The 21,031-nt window shown below is 36.1% G+C and carries 18 protein-coding genes; 15 read left to right on the top strand and 3 right to left on the bottom strand.

Going from position 1 to position 21,031, the window contains the following annotated elements:
* The first annotated feature begins 168 nt into the window (after positions 1-168).
* The 14 genes from gpr (at position 169) to BAU27_RS19455 (ending at position 14,609) form a co-directional block, all read left to right on the top strand.
* On the top strand, positions 169-1,272 hold the full coding sequence (gene gpr, locus BAU27_RS19525; protein WP_071747381.1) for a GPR endopeptidase: 1,104 nt from the start codon (positions 169-171) through the stop codon (positions 1,270-1,272).
* Positions 1,269-1,634, top strand: coding sequence for a DUF3679 domain-containing protein (locus tag BAU27_RS19520; RefSeq protein WP_083596081.1), 366 nt, complete (start codon positions 1,269-1,271; stop codon positions 1,632-1,634). The genes gpr and BAU27_RS19520 overlap by 4 nt, the downstream gene beginning before the upstream one ends.
* Positions 1,635-1,844: 210 nt before the next feature.
* Complete coding sequence (gene lepA, locus BAU27_RS19515) at positions 1,845-3,668, top strand: elongation factor 4 (RefSeq protein ID WP_071747380.1); 1,824 nt, start codon at positions 1,845-1,847, stop codon at positions 3,666-3,668.
* 134 nt (positions 3,669-3,802) lie between these two features.
* Positions 3,803-4,177 carry a winged helix-turn-helix transcriptional regulator gene (locus BAU27_RS19510; protein WP_071771688.1) on the top strand — a complete coding sequence of 125 codons (375 nt, stop codon included), beginning with the start codon at positions 3,803-3,805 and terminating at the stop codon, positions 4,175-4,177.
* 51 nt (positions 4,178-4,228) lie between these two features.
* Entirely contained in the window at positions 4,229-5,368 is a 1,140-nt protein-coding gene (gene hemW, locus BAU27_RS19505) for a radical SAM family heme chaperone HemW (protein WP_071771687.1), read from the top strand.
* Positions 5,369-5,501: 133 nt separating this feature from the next.
* Complete coding sequence (gene hrcA, locus BAU27_RS19500) at positions 5,502-6,518, top strand: heat-inducible transcriptional repressor HrcA (protein WP_071747377.1); 1,017 nt, start codon at positions 5,502-5,504, stop codon at positions 6,516-6,518.
* 114 nt (positions 6,519-6,632) lie between these two features.
* Positions 6,633-7,199 carry a nucleotide exchange factor GrpE gene (grpE, locus tag BAU27_RS19495; protein ID WP_071747376.1) on the top strand — a complete coding sequence of 189 codons (567 nt, stop codon included), beginning with the start codon at positions 6,633-6,635 and terminating at the stop codon, positions 7,197-7,199.
* 26 nt (positions 7,200-7,225) lie between these two features.
* Positions 7,226-9,061, top strand: a complete 1,836-nt coding sequence (gene dnaK, locus BAU27_RS19490; RefSeq protein WP_071747375.1) for a chaperone protein DnaK — start codon at positions 7,226-7,228, stop codon at positions 9,059-9,061.
* A 193-nt stretch (positions 9,062-9,254) separates the two neighbouring features.
* Positions 9,255-10,358, top strand: coding sequence for a chaperone protein DnaJ (gene dnaJ / locus BAU27_RS19485; RefSeq protein ID WP_071747374.1), 1,104 nt, complete (start codon positions 9,255-9,257; stop codon positions 10,356-10,358).
* A gap of 28 nt (positions 10,359-10,386) precedes the next feature.
* Positions 10,387-11,325, top strand: a complete 939-nt coding sequence (gene prmA, locus BAU27_RS19480; RefSeq protein ID WP_071771686.1) for a 50S ribosomal protein L11 methyltransferase — start codon at positions 10,387-10,389, stop codon at positions 11,323-11,325.
* A 146-nt stretch (positions 11,326-11,471) separates the two neighbouring features.
* The gene (locus BAU27_RS19475) at positions 11,472-12,221 is read left to right on the top strand and encodes a 16S rRNA (uracil(1498)-N(3))-methyltransferase (protein WP_071747372.1); all 750 of its coding nucleotides are present in this window, start codon (positions 11,472-11,474) and stop codon (positions 12,219-12,221) included.
* Between the two features lie 6 nt (positions 12,222-12,227).
* Positions 12,228-13,580, top strand: a complete 1,353-nt coding sequence (mtaB, locus tag BAU27_RS19470) for a tRNA (N(6)-L-threonylcarbamoyladenosine(37)-C(2))-methylthiotransferase MtaB (RefSeq protein ID WP_071747371.1) — start codon at positions 12,228-12,230, stop codon at positions 13,578-13,580.
* A gap of 396 nt (positions 13,581-13,976) precedes the next feature.
* The gene (rpsU, locus tag BAU27_RS19460) at positions 13,977-14,150 is read left to right on the top strand and encodes a 30S ribosomal protein S21 (protein ID WP_000048061.1); all 174 of its coding nucleotides are present in this window, start codon (positions 13,977-13,979) and stop codon (positions 14,148-14,150) included.
* Between the two features lie 15 nt (positions 14,151-14,165).
* The gene (locus tag BAU27_RS19455) at positions 14,166-14,609 is read left to right on the top strand and encodes a GatB/YqeY domain-containing protein (RefSeq protein WP_000054578.1); all 444 of its coding nucleotides are present in this window, start codon (positions 14,166-14,168) and stop codon (positions 14,607-14,609) included.
* A 257-nt stretch (positions 14,610-14,866) separates the two neighbouring features.
* Here the strand turns inward: BAU27_RS19455 and BAU27_RS19445 are convergent, their stop codons facing one another.
* Positions 14,867-15,430, bottom strand: a complete 564-nt coding sequence (locus BAU27_RS19445) for a recombinase family protein (RefSeq protein ID WP_071771684.1) — start codon at positions 15,428-15,430, stop codon at positions 14,867-14,869.
* Between the two features lie 710 nt (positions 15,431-16,140).
* On the opposite strand from BAU27_RS19445, the gene BAU27_RS19440 reads away from it, so the two are divergent.
* The gene (locus BAU27_RS19440) at positions 16,141-17,703 is read left to right on the top strand and encodes a hypothetical protein (protein WP_071771683.1); all 1,563 of its coding nucleotides are present in this window, start codon (positions 16,141-16,143) and stop codon (positions 17,701-17,703) included.
* A 434-nt stretch (positions 17,704-18,137) separates the two neighbouring features.
* On the opposite strand, the gene BAU27_RS19435 is transcribed toward BAU27_RS19440, so the two are convergent.
* On the bottom strand, positions 18,138-19,571 hold the full coding sequence (locus BAU27_RS19435) for a competence protein CoiA (protein ID WP_071771682.1): 1,434 nt from the start codon (positions 19,569-19,571) through the stop codon (positions 18,138-18,140).
* 325 nt (positions 19,572-19,896) lie between these two features.
* Positions 19,897-20,922: a hypothetical protein gene (locus BAU27_RS19430; RefSeq protein ID WP_071771681.1), complete on the bottom strand. Its 1,026-nt coding sequence runs from the start codon at positions 20,920-20,922 to the stop codon at positions 19,897-19,899.
* Positions 20,923-21,031 lie beyond the last annotated feature (109 nt).

Raw genomic sequence — 21,031 nt, 5'->3', positions numbered from 1 at the left:
CCTGGTGCAATCGAATGACTCGATTCTTACATAGAACAAGTGATATTCTATCAAACGGTGAAGAGAATTGCAATAGTATATCAATGAAATTTCACGTAAAGGAAAGAATGACCTTATATAACTTTGGGAAATCTAACGATATTTACTATGAATTACGGAGGAGATACGATGAAAGAACCATTAGATTTAAGTAAATATAATGTTAGAACTGACCTTGCTGTAGAGGCGCACCAAATGCTGCAAGAGCGCCAAGAAGAACAAAAAGGGATACAAGGAGTTATTGTAAAAGAGAGGGAAGAAGAGGGAGTTACAATTACAAAAGTAACTATTGATGAAATTGCATCTGAATCGATGGGGAAAAAACCTGGAAATTATTTAACTCTTGAAGTGCAAGGTATACGTCAACAAGATACAGAACTTCAACAAAAAGTAGAGCGTATTTTTGCGAAGGAATTTTCTTATTTCCTAGAGGATGTTGGAGTTTCAAAAGAAGCAAGTTGTTTAATTGTTGGTCTTGGGAATTGGAATGTAACGCCAGATGCGCTCGGACCGATAGTTGTAGAAAACGTACTGGTAACGAGACATTTATTTCAATTACAGCCTGAAAGTGTAGAAGAAGGATTTAGACCTGTTAGTGCAATCCGTCCAGGAGTAATGGGAATTACAGGAATTGAAACGAGCGATGTGATTTATGGAATCATTGAGAAAACAAAGCCAGACTTTGTAATTGCAATTGATGCATTAGCTGCCCGTTCTATTGAACGAGTAAATAGCACGATACAAATTTCTGATACAGGGATTCATCCTGGATCAGGTGTTGGGAATAAACGTAAGGAACTAAGTAAAGAAACATTAGGAATTCCTGTTATTGCGATTGGTGTTCCAACTGTAGTAGACGCAGTTTCTATTACGAGTGATACAATCGATTTTATTTTGAAGCACTTTGGAAGAGAGATGAAAGAGGGACATAAGCCGTCACGATCTTTATTACCAGCGGGATTTTCATTTGGAGAAAAGAAAAAGTTAACAGAAGAAGATATGCCGGATGAAAAGAGCCGAAATATGTTTTTAGGTGCTGTCGGTACGTTGGAGGATGAAGAGAAGCGGAAATTAATTTATGAAGTGTTATCTCCTCTTGGTCATAATTTAATGGTGACCCCAAAAGAAGTAGATGCTTTTATAGAGGATATGGCAAATGTAATAGCAAGTGGTTTAAATGCAGCGCTGCATCATCAAATTGATCAGGATAATACAGGGGCATATACACATTGATGGGAAGAGATGACAATAGTTGGAATCGATTTGCGCTCTTGTGTATGTGTGGTACAGTCGTATGCTTACTTATGATGATAGCTGGAGTAGGGCTCGCTAATCATGGCTTGAAAAGCATGAAGGGCTATCGTCAGCTGTCATATGAACAAATTGCTCATATGACAGGAACAGAAGGTGCAGGAGCTGAATCGGAAATTTTGAGCGAGGCATTTTCAGCTGCTGAAAAACAAAAACAGTTAGAAAACTTAAGGAGTTTCAATGTCGTAGAAGGTATTGGTATGGCGATAGCAAGTGTTGCTTATGAAATAATAAAGTTTGGAACGGATATAGTTGTTGGGAAAGTCAAAGAGATTTTTAGCTAAGAGTAGCGGGAAGCACGGTTGTCTTATCGTTTTGTACGACAGCCGTTTTTTTATTTGAAAAAGGTTTGTCTCTTATGGTTTGTTCGCATAAGATATAGATAGAATGATTTGTCTTGTAAGCAGCGCGAGTTTTCATTGAATCTTTGCTGCTCTATTGATATAATCAGTGCTAGTGTATATTGGCGAGACTATTAGGAGTTGAGAACATAGATGAATAAAGAAGAAAGAGCAAAAAGACAGTCCAAAATTCGTAACTTCTCCATCATTGCTCACATTGACCACGGGAAATCAACGTTGGCAGACCGTATTTTGGAGAAAACAAACGCGTTAACACAGCGCGAAATGAAGGCGCAATTACTTGACTCTATGGAGTTAGAGCGTGAGCGCGGTATTACAATTAAATTAAATGCAGTACAATTAACGTATAAAGCGAAAGACGGTGAAGAGTATATTCTTCACTTGATCGATACACCAGGACATGTCGACTTTACGTACGAAGTATCTCGTAGTTTAGCGGCTTGTGAAGGTGCAATTCTTGTTGTGGATGCAGCGCAAGGGATTGAGGCACAAACATTAGCGAATGTATATTTAGCTCTTGATAATAATTTAGAAATTTTACCAGTTATTAATAAAATCGACTTACCAAGTGCGGACCCAGAACGCGTACGTCAAGAGGTAGAAGATGTAATTGGTTTAGATGCATCGGAAGCTGTACTTGCTTCGGCGAAAGCTGGCATTGGTATTGAGGACATTTTAGAACAAATAGTTGAAAAAGTACCAGCTCCAACAGGTGATTCAGAAGAGCCGTTACAATGTATGATTTTCGACTCTTTATATGATCCGTATCGTGGTGTAATTGCATATATCCGTGTTGTAAATGGAACGGTAAAAGTTGGCGATAAAGTACGTATGATGGCAACTGGAAAAGAATTTGAAGTAACAGAAGTAGGTGTGTTTACACCGAAAACAACGCAACGTGACGAGTTAACAGTAGGTGATGTAGGTTTCTTAGCAGCGTCTATTAAAAATGTTGGTGATACACGCGTTGGTGATACGATTACACATGCGAAACGTCCAGCTGCAGAGGCGTTAGCAGGATATCGTAAGTTAAACCCAATGGTATTCTGTGGTTTATATCCGATTGATTCTGCTCGTTATAACGACTTACGTGATGCATTAGAAAAACTAGAATTGAATGATTCTGCTCTTGAATTTGAGCCTGAAACATCTCAAGCGCTAGGGTTTGGTTTCCGTTGTGGTTTCTTAGGACTTCTTCACATGGAAATTATTCAAGAACGTATTGAACGTGAATTTAAGATTGACTTAATTACAACAGCGCCAAGCGTTATTTATAAAGTTTATTTAACAAACGGTGAAGATGTTATTGTTGATAATCCATCTAATATGCCAGATCCACAGTCTATCGATCGTGTAGAAGAGCCGTTTGTGAAAGCAGCAATTATGGTTCCGAATGACTATGTTGGAGCTGTAATGGAAATTTGCCAAGGTAAACGTGGAACGTTTATTGATATGCAATATTTAGATGAAACACGTGTTACATTGACATATGACATCCCGTTATCAGAAATCGTATATGATTTCTTCGATCAATTGAAATCAAATACGAAAGGATATGCATCATTTGACTACGAGTTAATTGGTTATAAACCATCTAAACTTGTGAAAATGGATATTCTTTTAAATAATGAACAAGTGGATGCTTTATCATTTATTGTGCACCGTGATTCAGCGTATGACCGTGGTAAAGTAATCGTAGAGAAATTAAAAGAATTGATTCCAAGACAACAGTTCGAAGTGCCAATTCAGGCTACTATCGGAAACAAGGTTGTAGCGCGTTCTACAATTAAGGCGATGCGTAAAAACGTACTTGCAAAATGTTACGGTGGTGACATTTCTCGTAAGCGTAAACTTCTTGATAAGCAAAAAGAAGGTAAAAAACGTATGAAGTCTGTTGGTTCTGTAGAAGTACCACAAGAGGCATTCATGGCTGTACTGAAAATGGATGACAACTAATAATTAAAATAAAAAAGGAGTCGTTTATGCGGCTTCTTTTTTTCTGTATAATTACTTTTTAGACATCTTAGCCTCTCTCATTTACAATGATGAGAGAGCTTTTTAGTGATTGATCTAGAGTTAGGAGACTATTAATGTCCGAAAATATTCGTAAAGATATTCAAGATAAAATAGAAAAAGGGAATTTTAATTGTGAAAAGGAATTGACGCTTTCTATTATTAGTGGGAAGTGGAAAGTTGTGATATTGTGGCACTTAGGTGTGGAAGGTCCGCATCGTTTTAGTGAATTGCAACGACTGTTCCCGAGTATTTCTCATAAAGTGTTGTCGAATCAATTAAAAGAATTAACAGAGGACGGGATTGTTAATCGAACAGTATATCCGGAAATTCCTCCTCGTGTTGAGTATTATATGACGGAGCTAGGCATGTCGCTTTTACCGATCGTTGAAATGATGTATGATTGGGGAAAAATGCGAATGGAACAAATCCGTAATACGTTAGAGAAGTAGAGAATCCTCCGGAGTGCGGAGGTTTTCTTTTTAGAAAGGTAGGAGTTATATTTGGTACAAGCTGCATATATTCATATCCCATTTTGTCAGCATATTTGTCACTATTGTGATTTTAATAAAGTGTTTATTGAACGCCAACCGGTAGATCAATATTTAGAGTATTTAGAGAAAGAAATAATAAACACGGTTCAAAAAGTACCGTTTGATAGTATGAAAACGATTTTTGTTGGTGGAGGAACGCCGACAGCATTAAATATGGAACAGACAAAAAAACTACTCGATATCATTAACCGCCGTTTGCGTCCGTTTGCGCCGAATTGTGAATTAACGTTTGAAGCGAATCCAGGCGACTTACCGAAAGAGAAGTTAAACTTATTGTTAGAAGGTGGAGTAAACCGGATTAGTTTTGGTGTACAAACGTTTCGTGATGAATTGCTTGAGAAGATTGGGCGTAAGCATACGAGGGAAGATGCATTTTTAGCAATTAGAGAAGCGCAGGAAGTGGGCTTTAAAAATATAAATATAGATATTATCTATGCTTTGCCGGGACAGACGATAGAAGATGTAAAAGAAACATTAGATATTGCCTTCACACTTGGGGTACAACATTTCTCAGCATATTCATTAATTGTGGAACCGAAGACTGTATTTTATAACTTAATGAATAAAGGGAAGTTGAGACTTCCGGGTGAAGACCATGAAGCGAAAATGTATGAAATGGTAATGGATGAAATGGAGAAACATGGTTATAGCCAGTATGAAATTAGCAACTTCTCAAAAGGTGATAATGAAAGTAGACATAACCTCACATACTGGAATAATGAAGAGTATTATGGATTTGGAGCTGGCGCGCATAGTTATGTAAATGGGGAACGTATCCAAAATGTAGGGCCGCTCAAGCAATATTTCACGAAAATTGATGAAACAGGCTTTCCTTATTTAGATGTTCATGAAGTGACTGAGAAAGAAAAAATGGAAGAAGAGTTGTTTTTAGGACTTCGAAAAACAAAAGGTGTTTCCAAGGTAGAGTTCCAAAAGAAATTCAATATGGAGATGGATCAAGTTTTCGCGAAGCAGTTACAAAGCAATCAAGAACAAGGATTGCTTGAAGAGAGAGATGGATATGTGCGTTTAACGCGAAAAGGAAAATTATTGGGGAATGAAGTGTTCCAGTCATTTTTGATTGACTAATTAAATGTTCCATAAACGTGAAAAAGTTTCATTATTTCGTGACGTTTCCGTTGACAATTGAATGTCAATTTTGGTAAGTTATTAATAGATTTAGCACTCGAAGACAAAGAGTGCTAACAGAGGTGATGATGAGATGCTTACGGAACGTCAGCTCTTAATTTTACAAACAATTATTGATGACTTTATTGGATCAGCACAGCCCGTTGGGTCTAGAACTTTGGCTAAAAAAGAGGAAATTACATTTAGTTCAGCTACTATTCGAAATGAAATGGCGGACTTAGAAGAATTAGGTTTTATTGAAAAAACGCACAGTTCTTCTGGACGTGTTCCTTCTGAGAAAGGATACCGATTTTATGTAGACCATCTTTTAGCCCCGCAAAACTTACCGAACGCTGAGATTGTACAAATTAAAGATTTGTTTGCTGAAAGAATTTTTGAAGCAGAAAAAGTTGCACAGCAATCTGCTCAAATTTTATCAGAGCTTACGAACTATACGGCCATTGTTCTTGGGCCTAAGTTAAGCACAAATAAACTTAAAAACGTACAAATTGTACCGCTTGATCGTCAAACAGCAGTCGCTATTATTGTAACGGATACAGGGCATGTACAAAGTAAAACGATTACCGTTCCGGAATCTGTTGATTTATCAGATTTAGAAAAAATGGTTAATATTTTAAATGAAAAGCTATCGGGTGTACCTATGTCGGAACTTCATAATAAGATCTTTAAAGAGATTGTTACGGTCTTGCGTGGGTATGTTCATAATTACGATAGTGCAATAAAAATGTTAGATGGTACATTTCAAGTTCCTTTATCGGAAAAGATATACTTTGGAGGAAAAGCAAATATGCTTTCGCAACCAGAGTTCCATGACATTCAAAAAGTAAGGTCCTTGCTGACGATGATTGATAACGAAGCTGAGTTTTATGATATTTTGCGTCATAAACAAGTTGGTATTCAAGTGAAAATTGGTAGGGAAAATTCTTCAATAGCTATGGAAGATTGTAGTTTAATTTCTGCAACATATTCGATTGGAGAAGAGCAACTAGGAACAATTGCGATTTTAGGTCCGACGAGAATGCAATACTCTCGTGTAATTAGTTTGTTGCAGTTATTTACAAGACAATTTACAGACGGACTTAAAAAGTAAATGAGAGTAATACATTCGCTCAAGTGATGAGATTCTCATTGCTGTGTGTAATATATAATGCTTAGGTAATCATGCTATACATGATACCTAATACCTTTTAAGGAGGTGAAAATTGTGGAAGAGCGTAACGAACAAGTGGTAGAAGAAGTGAAAGAAGCGCAAGTTGAAGAAGCTGTCACGCCAGAAAACAGTGAAAAAGCTGTAGAAGAAAAAAGTGAGGCTGCTCTTTTACAAGAAAAAGTAGATGAGTTACAAGCGAAACTAACGGAAACGGAAGGTCGCACATTACGTCTACAAGCTGATTTTGAAAATCATAAGCGCCGTGTCCAAATGGATAAACAGGCTGCTGAAAAATATAGAGCACAAAGTTTAGTTTCAGATATTTTGCCAGCTCTTGATAATTTTGAAAGAGCGATGCAAGTGGAAACAACTGATGAGCAAACGAAATCCTTGTTACAAGGTATGGAAATGGTGCATCGTCAATTGCTAGAAGCGTTGACTAAAGAAGGTGTTGAAGTGATTGAATCTGTTGGTAAACAGTTTGATCCTAATGAGCACCAAGCTATTATGCAAGTGGAAGACAGTGAATTTGAATCAAACGCGGTTGTGGAGGAATTCCAAAAAGGTTATAAACTAAAAGACCGTGTGATTCGCCCATCAATGGTAAAAGTAAATCAATAATTTACATAAAAATAGGAGGAATCGCCATGAGTAAAATTATCGGTATTGACTTAGGTACAACAAACTCTTGTGTAGCTGTTATGGAAGGTGGAGAACCAAAGGTTATCCCAAATCCAGAAGGAAACCGTACAACACCTTCTGTTGTAGCTTTCAAAAATGAAGAGCGTCAAGTTGGGGAAGTTGCAAAGCGTCAAGCAATTACAAACCCAAATACAATCATGTCTGTTAAACGTCACATGGGTACAGACTACAAAGTAGAAGTTGAAGGTAAAGATTATACACCTCAAGAAATTTCTGCAATCATTTTACAAAACCTAAAAGCTTCTGCTGAAGCATACTTAGGTGAAACAGTAACGAAAGCTGTTATTACAGTACCTGCATACTTCAACGATGCAGAGCGCCAAGCAACGAAAGATGCTGGTCGTATCGCTGGTTTAGAAGTTGAGCGTATTATTAACGAACCAACAGCAGCAGCACTTGCTTACGGTCTAGAAAAACAAGATGAAGAGCAAAAAATCTTAGTATATGATTTAGGTGGCGGTACTTTTGACGTATCTATCCTTGAGTTAGCAGACGGAACATTCGAAGTTATTTCAACTGCTGGTGACAACCGTCTTGGTGGGGATGACTTTGACCAAGTTGTTATTGATCACTTAGTAGCTGAGTTCAAAAAAGAAAATAACATTGATTTAAGCCAAGATAAAATGGCACTTCAACGTTTGAAAGATGCAGCTGAAAAAGCGAAAAAAGATCTTTCTGGCGTAACACAAACACAAATTTCATTACCATTCATTAGTGCTGGAGCTGCTGGTCCATTACACTTAGAATTAACATTAACAAGAGCGAAATTCGAAGAGCTTTCAGCAGGTCTTGTTGAAAGAACGTTAGAGCCAACTCGTCGTGCATTAAAAGACGCTGGTTTTGCTCCAAGCGAATTAGATAAAGTTATCCTTGTTGGTGGATCTACTCGTATCCCAGCTGTACAAGAAGCTATTAAACGTGAAACTGGTAAAGAACCGTATAAAGGTGTAAACCCTGATGAAGTTGTAGCATTAGGTGCTGCAGTTCAAGGTGGCGTACTTACTGGTGATGTAGAAGGCGTACTATTATTAGACGTAACTCCACTTTCTTTAGGTATTGAAACTATGGGTGGCGTGTTCACGAAATTAATCGAGCGTAACACTACAATTCCAACAAGTAAGTCACAAGTATTCTCAACAGCTGCTGATAACCAACCAGCAGTAGACATTCACGTATTACAAGGTGAGCGTCCAATGTCAGCTGACAACAAAACATTAGGTCGTTTCCAATTAACAGACCTTCCACCAGCACCACGTGGTATTCCACAAATCGAAGTAACATTCGATATTGATGCGAACGGTATCGTTAACGTACGTGCAAAAGACTTAGGAACAAGCAAAGAGCAAGCTATTACAATCCAATCTTCTTCAGGTCTGTCTGATGAAGAAGTAGATCGTATGGTACAAGAAGCAGAAGCAAATGCTGACGCTGACCAAAAACGTAAGGAAGAAGTTGAACTTCGTAACGAAGCTGACCAACTTGTATTCCAAACGGATAAAGTTGTAAAAGATTTAGAAGGTAAAGTGGATGCGGCTGAAGTTGCAAAAGCAACAGAAGCGAAAGAGGCATTACAAGCTGCGATTGAGAAGAACGAGCTTGAGGAAATCCGTGCGAAAAAAGACGCTTTACAAGAAATCGTCCAACAATTAACTGTTAAATTATACGAGCAAGCTCAAGCTGCTGCAGGGCAAGCGGAAGGTGCACAAGGAGCACAAGATGCTGGCGCGAAGAAAGACAATGTAGTAGACGCTGAGTTTGAAGAAGTAAAAGAAGATAAGTAATATAAATAAGTAAGATGACAAAAAGTCAAAGTCAAGCGTGCCTTGGCTTTGGCTTTTTTCATGAATGAGAAGAAATGTGTGAGGATCTTAAGTTTTTTATTTTGCATACTGTAAGTGAGGAAACTTTGTTGCAAAGCACTTTCTTTCGGTGTTAAAATTACGTTTATGTGAAAGATTCGGGGGTTGCAAATTTATGAGTAAACGAGATTATTATGAAGTCCTTGGCCTTAGCAAAGGTGCTTCTAAAGATGAAATAAAAAAAGCGTATCGTCGTTTGGCTAAAAAATACCATCCAGACGTAAGTAAAGAAGAAAATGCAATTGAAAAGTTTAAAGAAGTACAAGAAGCATACGAAGTATTAAGCGATGATCAAAAGCGTGCGCAGTACGATCAATTTGGTCATGCTGGTGCAAATCAAGGGTTTGGCGGCGCAGGAGACTTCGGTGGTGGCTTCGGCTTTGAAGATATCTTTAGTTCATTCTTTGGCGGCGGTGGCAGACGTCGTGATCCGAATGCTCCGCGCCAAGGTGCTGACTTACAATACCAAGTTACTTTAGAGTTTGAAGAAGCTATTTTTGGTAAAGAGTTAAATGTTGAGATTCCAGTAGAAGATCCATGTGATACTTGTAAAGGTAGCGGAGCAAAACCAGGAACTTCAAAAGAAACATGTAAACATTGTTCAGGATCAGGGCAAGTAAGTGTAGAACAAAATACACCATTTGGTCGTATTGTTAACCGTCAAGCTTGTGGTCATTGTTCAGGAACTGGTCAAATGATTAAAGAGAAATGTACGACATGTCACGGTTCTGGTAAAGTTCGTAAACGTAAAAAGATTAATGTTAAAATTCCAGCGGGTATCGATAATGGTCAACAAATTCGTGTATCTGGAAAAGGTGAAGCAGGCGTAAATGGTGGACCGGCAGGAGATTTATATGTTGTTGTTCATGTAAGAAACCATGAATTCTTTGAGCGCGAAGGAGATCACATTATTTGCGAAATGCCATTAACATTTGCGCAAATGGCACTTGGTGCGGAAGTAGAAGTTCCTACTGTTCATGGCAAAGTGAAGCTAAAAATTCCAGCAGGAACACAAACAGGAACAGAATTCCGCTTAAAAGGAAAAGGTGCTCCGAACGTACGTGGATATGGTCAAGGAGATCAATACGTAGTCGTTCGTGTTGTTGTGCCGACGAAATTAACTTCACACCAAAAAGATTTATTGCGTGAATTTGCAGGGCAAGAAGAGCAAGATGATAGTTTGTTTGGAAAGCTTAAACGTGCTTTCAAAGGGGAATAATGGAAATAAAAAATGGAGTTGGTAAATTGTGAAATGGTCAGAAATTAGTATTCATACAACAGAAGAAGCGGTAGAAGCTGTCTCTCATATTTTACATGAAGCTGGTGCTAGTGGAGTTGCGATTGAGGACCCAGCGGAATTGACGAAAGAGCGCGAGCAACAATATGGTGAAATTTATGCATTGAATCCAGATGAATACCCGGCAGAGGGTGTATTAATTAAAGCGTATTTCCCGCAAACGGATTCTTTACAGGAAACAATTGCAGGTGTAAAATCATCTATTGATGTGCTTCCATCTTATGACATCGAAATCGGTACTGGAAATATTACCATTAACGAAGTCGATGAAGAAGATTGGGCTACTGCTTGGAAAAAATATTACCATCCAGTACAAATTTCTGATACATTCACAATCGTACCGACGTGGGAAGAATATACACCATCTTCTCCGGATGAAAAAATCATTGAATTAGATCCGGGTATGGCATTTGGGACAGGAACTCACCCAACAACAACGATGTGTATTCGTGCATTAGAAAAAACAGTTCAGCAAGGTGATACTGTTATTGATGTAGGAACAGGTTCTGGTGTACTTAGTATTGCAGCGGCAAAATTAGGTGCGTCTTCAGTTCAAGCATATGATTTAGATCCAGTTGCAGTTGAAAGTGCAGAAATGAATGTACGTTTAAATAAAACTGATAACATCGTCAATGTTGGACAAAATAGCCTTTTAGAAGGTATCGAAGGTCCTGTTGATTTAATTGTAGCTAATTTATTAGCAGAAATTATTCTTTTATTCCCTGAAGATGCAGCAAGAGTTGTGAAGTCAGGCGGATTATTTATTACATCGGGCATTATTGCCGCGAAAGAAAAAGTGATTTCTGAGGCGTTAGAAACAGCTGGATTTACAATTGAAGAAGTGTTACGAATTGAAGACTGGGTAGCAATTATTGCACGAAATGCGTAATATAGATTTTAGTCTATAATGAAAAAGGGGAGTCTCTCACTATAAGGTGAGGGGCTTGCCGTTTGTTATATGAAAAAATGATAACGTTTCGTTCTTTTCGTAAGTGTTGACTTACGAAAGGAACGAAACTCTACTAAGGTGATTATATGCAACGTTATTTTGTAGAAGAGAAATATGTAAATGAGACAAATATTCGCATTGTAGGTGACGATGTACATCATATCGTGAGAGTGATGCGTATGTCAGCTGGTGATCACATTTATTGCTGTATAAACGGAAAAACAGCAGTGTGTTCAATTGATGAAATTACCAGTGAATTTGTTAATACAGCTATTGTAGAATGGGTAGAGGCGTCAAGTGAACTTCCTGTTTTTGTGACGATTGCAAGTGGACTGCCAAAAGGAGACAAGCTAGAGTTGATTTTTCAAAAAGGAACTGAGCTTGGGGCAGCCGCATTTTTACCATTCCAAGCATCCCGCTCGATTGTAAAATGGGATGCAAAAAAAGCTGATAAAAAAGTTGAGCGTTTGAAAAAAATTGTGAAAGAAGCTGCGGAACAATCGCATAGGAGCGAAATTCCAGAAGTGCATACTCCGGCATCGTTTAAGCAATTGCTTTCAATGAGTAATGAATATGATGTATGTCTTGTTGCGTATGAAGAGGAAGCAAAAAAAGGTGAGAAATCTAATTTTGCAAAAGCTTTAGCGACAATGACACCAGGTCAAAAGCTATTAATTGTTTTTGGCCCAGAAGGCGGTTTAGCAGAGGAAGAGATTGCTGCGCTTTGTGAACATAAATTTGTACCATGTAGTTTAGGACCAAGAATTTTAAGAACAGAAACGGCTCCGCTTTATGCGTTAAGTGCCGCTTCTTATCATTTTGAATTGATGGGGTGATAATCAATGGCAACTGTTGCGTTCCACACGTTAGGTTGTAAAGTAAACCACTATGAAACAGAAGCGATTTGGCAATTGTTTAAACAAGGTGGTTATGAAAGAACTGAATATGAAAAGAAATCTGATGTATATGTTATTAACACATGTACAGTAACGAATACAGGAGATAAAAAAAGCCGTCAAGTCATTAGACGTGCTGTGCGTCAAAATCCAGATGCGGTTATTTGTGTAACTGGATGTTATGCGCAAACATCTCCAGCTGAAATTATGGCGATCCCCGGTGTAGATATTGTTGTTGGTACACAGGATCGTGAAAAGATGTTAGGATACATCGAAGAATTCCGTAAAGAGCGTCAACCAATTAATGCTGTCCGAAACATTATGAAAACGCGTGTATACGAAGAACTTGATGTACCTTATTTCACGGATCGTACACGTGCATCTTTAAAAATACAAGAGGGTTGCAATAACTTCTGTACATTCTGTATTATTCCTTGGGCACGTGGTTTAATGCGTTCTCGTGATGGGAAAGAAGTTATTAAACAAGCACAGCAATTAGTAGATGCAGGCTATAAAGAAATCGTATTAACAGGTATTCATACAGGTGGATACGGTGAAGATATTAAAGATTATAACTTAGCCGGATTACTTCGTGATATGGAAGCGGAAGTAGGCGGATTAAAACGTCTTCGTATTTCTTCTATTGAAGCGAGTCAAATTTCAGATGAAGTAATTGAAGTGTTAGATAAATCTGAAGTAGTTGTACGCCACTTGCATATTCCATTGCAGTCAGGATCTAATACTGTACTAAAACGTATGCGCCGTAAGTATACGATGGAATTTTTCCAAGAGCGTTTAGATCGTTTGAAAGAAGCGTTACCAGGTCTTGCGATTACATCAGACGTAATTGTTGGATTCCCAGGTGAAACAGAAGAAGAATTTATGGAAACATACAATTTCATTAAAGAGAATCGTTTCTCTGAATTACACGTGTTCCCTTATTCAAAACGTACAGGTACACCAGCGGCGCGTATGGAAGATCAAGTTCCTGAAGATGTGAAGAATGATCGTGTTCATCGTCTAATTGAGTTGTCTAACCAATTGGCGAAAGAGTATGCTTCTGCGTTCGAAGGTGAAGTGCTTGAAATTATTCCGGAAGAGCAATTTAAAGAGGGTGACCGTGAAGGGTTATATGTAGGTTATACAGATAACTACTTAAAAATTGTATTTGAAGGATCTGAAGAATTAATCGGTAAGTTAGTAAAAGTGAAAATTACAAAAGCTGGCTATCCATATAACGAAGCGCAGTTTGTTCGTGTTCTTGAAGATGATATAAAAAAAGAGTCAGCAAGCGCATAATAAAGTGAAACTATAATTAGTGGGAGTTTTACTGCCCACAAATAGCGGGATAAAAAGCATGCAACCGGAAATGGTTTGCATGCTTTTTTCTTTCGTGGAGAATTTAAGTATTGAAATGGATGTAATGGAGTGCCCGTTAAATAAGTGGTTATTTAGCAAATTTTGTATGGGGAAGTTTTCGTGATAAAAATATATTTGTTTTGAGGTGGGAGCGATAACGGCTGTTTACATAGATTTTTGGAAAAGGAAGAGCATCTATTCTTCTTTTATTCTGCCAAATAGTTGACCTGAAGTGATAAAATGTATTATAATCGTAAAAGACATGCTGAAGAAGTGTTTCTTTTTGCATGCTGAAGTTAGTATGTAAGTGTGATGTTTCGGAGGGAGGGAAAGAGAATGTCAAAAACAGTCGTTCGTAAAAACGAGTCTTTGGAGGATGCACTTCGCCGTTTTAAAAGATCGGTTTCTAAAACTGGTACACTTGCTGAAGCAAGAAAGCGCGAGTTTTATGAAAAGCCAAGTGTAAAACGTAAGAAGAAATCTGAAGCGGCAAGAAAGCGTAAGTTCTAAGAGAGGGTGTAAGTGATGAGTCTTCTCGGTCGTTTAAACGATGATATGAAACAAGCGATGAAGAATAAACAAAAAGAAAAATTAACCGTTATTCGTATGGTTAAGGCTGCTTTACAAAATGAAGGTATTAAACTGCAACATACTCTTACTGAAGAAGAGGAATTAACAGTTTTAGCTCGTGAAGTAAAACAGTATAAGGACTCCCTCCTTGAATTTAAAAAAGCTGGTCGTGAAGACCTTGTTGATAAACTGCAAAGTGAAATTCAGATTTTAAGCGCATATTTGCCGGAGCAATTAACAGAAGAAGAACTAGCTGATATAATTAAGCAAGTTATTTCTGAAGTTGGTGCTACATCTAAAGCAGATATGGGTAAGGTGATGACTGCTGTTATGCCGAAAGTAAAAGGTAAAACAGACGGATCACTTGTGAATAAGCTGGTTATCCAGCTATTAGCATAAAAAAGCGTCTCATTTCGTATGAGACGTTTTTTTATGCTTTTTTCAGTTTGGACGTGATATTACAAGCTCTTTTTTCATACATATGATTTTTTTTATAGGGTGTTCTGAATTGCTCAGCTTTTTCTGTAGCAAGACTTAATGTTTCATGGTGTGTGGATGAACCGACTATGGGTTTATCCTGCTCATGCCCCCAGTGAAAATGTGGGAATATCCCCCCATATCCATTGCAAATGAAAAGAGACACCATAGGAAGCCTCTTATAATTGCTTAGCTTTTAGTTCATTCTTTCTGTTAATCAGTGTTCGCTTCTTTATTCCTGTCATCGCTTCAACTTCTTTGTATGTATGAATCTTAAGTAATTCTAAAGCATGTTGTACTTGTTGCTTGGAGTGTTTTCTCGGTCTACCTTCCTTGAAATCATCACGTTGCCTAGCTAATGCTTTACCTTCTTGAGTTCGTTCTACAATCATATCTCGTTCAAACTCTGCGAATGAACTTAGTATATTGAAAATCAGTCTGCCTGTTGGGGTATTTTCTACAAGTCCCATATTAAGGATGTGTACCTTTATTCCTCTTGCAAATAGAGCCTTCACTGTTTGGATACCTTCAACTGCTGACCTTGCAAATCTATCTAGCTTTGTTACGACTAATGTGTCACCTTCTTGTAATGCTTCAAGCACCTTATTAAATTCTGGTCTATCCGTTTTAGTGCCTGTGAACTTCTCCTTGTATATAACCTCGCATCCTTCAGCTTGTAACGCTTGGATTTGAAACTCTAAATCTTGTGCTATTGTTGAGACCCTTGCATATCCATATCTCATTGTTATTTCCTCACATTTCATCAGTTATTTATTGCACTATGTTATTGCACCTTCTAAAGCCTATTATAGCGATAGTATTAAAATGGTGCAATAACTTTCAAGTATTTGCACCTTTAGGCTTATCGTAAACGATACGATAAATTAAGTGATAGCTGTTCCTTCGATATACACTAAAAGCAGTCTTTAGATAACGCTTTGTTACAAAGTTGGAAGATGATGCTTTGTTTTAAGTTTCATAATCCATTTCGATAATTCGTCTCGATAATCCGTCTCGAACTGCATTAGTTAATTACTATCTGATTTATCACTTTATCGCACTAAAACATAACGATTATTTGAGTCGTATCGAACTTTTTCCGAATGCCAGTTTGTGGATAAGAGTGGTTTCTGTAACAAACTAACTTAGAACACCTCTGTAGGCTTACATAATGCCTCAGATTCAATCATAGGGCGAAACTGAACGAGACCTTTCAAAACGCTATTACAAGCAATTTAGAGCGTCTGTGTGTGTACTTTATTGCCACCGCTTTACATATCCATTTATAATGCATCAGTAAGATAAAGATAAGGATGAGGTCGATGGCTACTGAATGCCAGAACCAGCGTCCATAATGAAAGTATGGCTAGATAAATTTAACAATTTAAGTTAATCTTATATTATAACAATTGGAATATTTACTAATAGAGATAAATATAAGGTGGGTTTGAACATGTCTTTTTTGGCTACAGCATATCAAGTATTAATCGCATCCCCCTCTGATGTTTCAGAACAAAGAAAGAAAGTCCCTGAGATTCTAAACAAGTGGAACACATTAAACTCTGCTTATTACGAAGTAGTTTTTCTACCAATAAAATGGGAGACTCATACCGTTCCAGAAATGGGGGACAGACCGCAAGCGATTATAAATAAACAAATAGTAGATAATTCAGATATTTTAGTTGGGACGTTTTGGACTAAGCTCGGTTCTCATACTGGAGTTGCTGAATCTGGTACAGTTGAAGAAATTCAAGAGTTTATGAAGAAGGATAAGAAAGTTATGTTGTACTTTTCATCTGCACCTGTAGTCCCTGATAGTATCGATTTTGACCAATATCAGAAATTAAAGGTTTTTAAAGAAGAATGTCAACAAAAAGGTTTATATGATAGCTACTCATCTTTAGAGGAATTTGAAGAGAAGTTATACAACCACTTAACTTCCTTTGCGCAGAGTCAAAAAACAAAAAAAAAAGAAATAATCAATAGTAAAAATGAGAATGAATTATTAGTTCAATACTACTTACCTAAATACTGTGATTTTTCAAGTCGTTTTAAAGCTTTTAGGAGAGATGATTTGGCAAACTCTAAATTTATACATGAGAAACAGGGGAAGCTAAAGGAACTAATTAAAGATATATCAGAAATTAAGTTAAAAGCATTTAGTGAAATAAATAAGGAAAAATCCGATGGTGAGGATGAAACCCACAGCATTAATCTTTCAGCTTTTGGAGGTAGCCTTTTAACCTCTAAAGAATTGTCACCTAAGAAACGAGCGGATGTGATTCAAAAGACAAATAATCTGCTAAACATACAACTAGAGGATGGTTTTTTTAACGTTGGTGGATTAATGGAGTCACGGTTAAGTTTTTCTAGTCCATTTTTTAACAATAAGAGTATAGAGGGGACTGAAACAGAGAAAGAGAAAGGTGAAAAAATCCAAGATTTCTTAAGGGAATTGAAAGCTTTGGAAGGATATTTAGAAATGTTTAACTATATAGGTTCGTATTTTGTTATCCCTTTAGTTTTAAGCAATACAGGACAAGAATTTAACGAGTCAATTACTGTAAAGTTAAAATTCCCTAAGGAGGTTGAAATTCTAGAACCTCAGGACCTTAAAGTACCGTCTCCTCTAGTTATTGAAGAATTTACTGATGGGATTTTAAACTATATACTTAGACACAATAAAGACAGTAAAGTTCAAGAGAACTTTAAATATACTCCTATCCCTTCACCACCAATACTTTCTCTTTCTCAAAGTTATAGTGAAAAAGTTGAGAGTTTGAATGAAGATTACAGCGATTATATTAACAGTTTGTTTAATGTTGAAATATATAATGAAGATGAATATCACGTGTTTGAATACTATTACAGAGAGTTGAATCCAAAGGAAAATATCTCATTTCCATCCTATATTTTATTTAAGGCTTCGGAAACCTTTAAGTTTTCTTACGAAATAACATCAAAAAACTTGCCCGATATGTTAACGGGAGAACTAGAATATCAGATTGAAAACTGATATGAAAGTATCACTTAGTTTAGGAACTTGGAGAGTTTCCAAGTTCTTTTTTATTTGTTGTTGAACCTTTGTATCCATTTGTTTAAGTGTATTCATTCACAATTAATATAACCTGCTGTATTAAATAATAGGGATAGTTTAGTCTTCATAAAATGACAGATTTATTAATCGTTGTATAAATATTAGCAATTCTATTTTTTATGTAAGAGAACAAAAAAATAAATCGTTATCACACAACGATGGTCCATTCAGGATAGCATAGTATTCATTAATGAAAAATCTTGAGGATGTAATAAACTATCCTCAAGATTTAAATTTAATAGAGCGCCTCATTAGAGGAACAGTTTCTCAAATAAGTTATAATTCGATGTAAATTCAAAAAATATTTCATGGAAATTTTCTTATTCTTATAAAATCTAATAAGACTTTAGATTTTACCAATTCTCTATATCCACAAAAGGATTATAATTAATAATATTCTCTAGTATTTGATTAATATATTTGTCTATTTCTTCCTTTGTGTTGCAACGATGGTATACAAGAGCATAGTCACTTGCAGTTGGATTCTTCTTAGAGGGCGGTAAAAACCACTTTATCTTTTTTAAACTATTGTTTGTTAATTCTGTATGACGAGAAGTTAGTTTTTCAAATACATCTTTGTATGTTTCAAATGCATATTGAACTAAAGTGATTTTTTCTTTGTTTTTTATTTTTAAATAATCTTCTAAAGAATACGAACCTTGAGCAACAAGGAAAGGAATTTTATAAATATCCCATTCGTAGTTAATTTCTACTAACAATTTTCTTGTGACATCATTACTATCCTTAAATGCCTTAAATGTTTGAAGATTGAGCATTAGCCTTTCAATAAACTCATTATATTTTTCAAAATAATCGTGTTGTGATAGATTCCGTATATCATCAGCCAACGCTTCTTTGTTATCTTCTATAAATCTATAAGCAATCTCTGCTTTTGCTTCAACAAATATACTTCGAGCAAATGCTTTTTTCTCTATAACACGTTCTTCCAACTCTTTTTCTAATTCCAATTCCTGTTTTCTTCTTAATTTCATCAAAATTCTCGATAAACTTGCTTCCATCTGTTTTTCAATATCATTATATAGTAAAACGCCATATCTAAATTCTTCATTCATTCTAACCCTAATCTCGTTAATATGACCAGAATGTTTGATAGGATGATGATAAATATATTCTGTATAGACTTCCTTTCTATTTATTATTTTCCTGTCCCAAGAACTAGTGAATTCAAAATCAATAGTTAACTCCATAGCCTCTAAATCTAAAAAATAACAAAGATTTGTTTCATTAAAAATTGTCTTTTCTAAGTCTCTTCTCAGACGAGCATCTGTTATACCTTGTGCTGTTGAGTATCTCAAATATTTACTCTTATCTAAAACCCAGAAGTCTTGAATTCCTGCGGATTCATATAAGTTATGTCTCTTTTGCCAATCCGCAGATGAAAGGGGACTATGTTGGAACTCAAACGCCCAGCGCAAACCTTCTAATTCCTGTTCAGTATGTACTATAAAAACATCTGCTATCTGACCTGTCTCTGGAATATAGACTTCATACTCAATCTCAGCAGTTGGATATTTTAGTTTAAGCCAGTTAAATAGAATTTCTTTTCCTTTTATATGTGAATTTGTTTCTGGTTCTGAATGACTTACTACACATTCAGAATCATGATGAGCGAAATGTGCGCTCATTATCTTTCCTTTTTTAAAGATGACATTCGTTTGACAATTTGGACAGTATAATTTCTTAGCTCTTGCCAATTTTCTAGTAGCAACTTCTTCACAGTTTGGAGCATATAAAGTATTATTATCTGCTGTAATACATCTTAACATATTAATTATTCCTTTCTTTTTGGCTAAATTTAAATAAAGAATACATCACTGAGTAAAAGTATTTAGTTACTTCTAGGCGTGTTAGTGTTCTTCCTCCTCACTAACCCTGTTTAATCCAAAATTTTTTTAAATGCTCTTTTTGCAAGAGTACCCCAGATTCCCTAATATGAGAACCTTTAATTTACCGTAAAAGAGTTATTGAGATATCCTTACAAATCCAATCTTTGGATACTTTAGATTTTATTATATAGCCGATACTATAAAAGACGAGTTTTATTAATGGGAATTTATGTTCTGTATCTATACTGCAAAAAAAGAGAACAGCCTAATGGTTGCTCTCATTTGCATAAATGACAGTTTTACTTGTAGCGAGTTTGAACCTTTCCTTCAATTCTTTATTCGCCTTTCTGTACTCTAGATTATACTTATCTTTGATTTCAGATATACTCCTATCAAATTCTCTGTTTAGTATTGCCTTCTTGCTCTGTATCTCTTTTTTAAATCCATGCTCCCAAGGTTGCATTTGAGAATAATTGACTTGAACATACCTTAGTATCCTATCTTTGGTTGTGTAACCGTGACGTTTAATATCGTTTAAGATAAACTTCTCAATCTGTGTTTGAACATATTGGCTATACTCTGATATATAGCGTTCATCATGGAATATTGTATCAGCAAACTCTTGTCCAAATACCTTTATTAGGAAAAATTTACTAAATCCATTAGCTCGAAAATTATTATCTAAAAGAACTTTTGCTCTTCGATTTGCTTCCGTCAACAATTCATCATTGTAAATAGGGATAGTGTAAAAATTAATAGGTGATAACTTCTCGTGGTCTATATCCATTCTTTTGGCTAATGCTTTTGTTTCTCTTGTTGCTTTACGCTCTACCATTCGATTTTTATCAATTTTCACCTTATTTACTAACCCTAGCGTGCAAAAAATTGAAATGTTTCGATTCCACGTATTGTAGCTACTAAAGTATTTAGCTAAATATCTAGATGATGCAAAGAAATAGTAATTACCTTCTTTTCGTGCCAATAGACTAAATCTCTTTTCTCTTGAATACTCAATTAATTGTGTTAGGAAGCGTAGCCTACGTTTAATCAATCTATAAAGAAAGGAATACTTATCCTCCAATTGTTCTTCATTGTTTAGTTGTTCAAGATTCCATTCTATTTTTACATAGTGAGGTGAATACTCTGTGAAAATAAAGCCGTATTTGGCGTGTAATTGTTCATTAAGAACAAGCTGTATTCTATCGTAAACATTTCCTGTTACTTTATTTTTAATTGTCTCATTATCTATAGGAATGAATTGCTTATATACTTCATTTTCGTTACTACTCAATTTATCACCCTCAATCTGTTATGTTTACTGTGATTGTACCATGCTTATAACTATGTGGAACAATAAATAGTACCAGTTAGATTACTCAAAAAAGGATACCCTTGTTCAT

Source organism: Bacillus sp. NH11B (assembly GCF_001884205.1).
GTDB lineage: Bacteria > Bacillota > Bacilli > Bacillales > Bacillaceae_G > Bacillus_A > Bacillus_A proteolyticus.
Note: the sequence above shows the minus strand (reverse complement) of the source record. Positions and strands in the feature narration are given on the sequence as shown.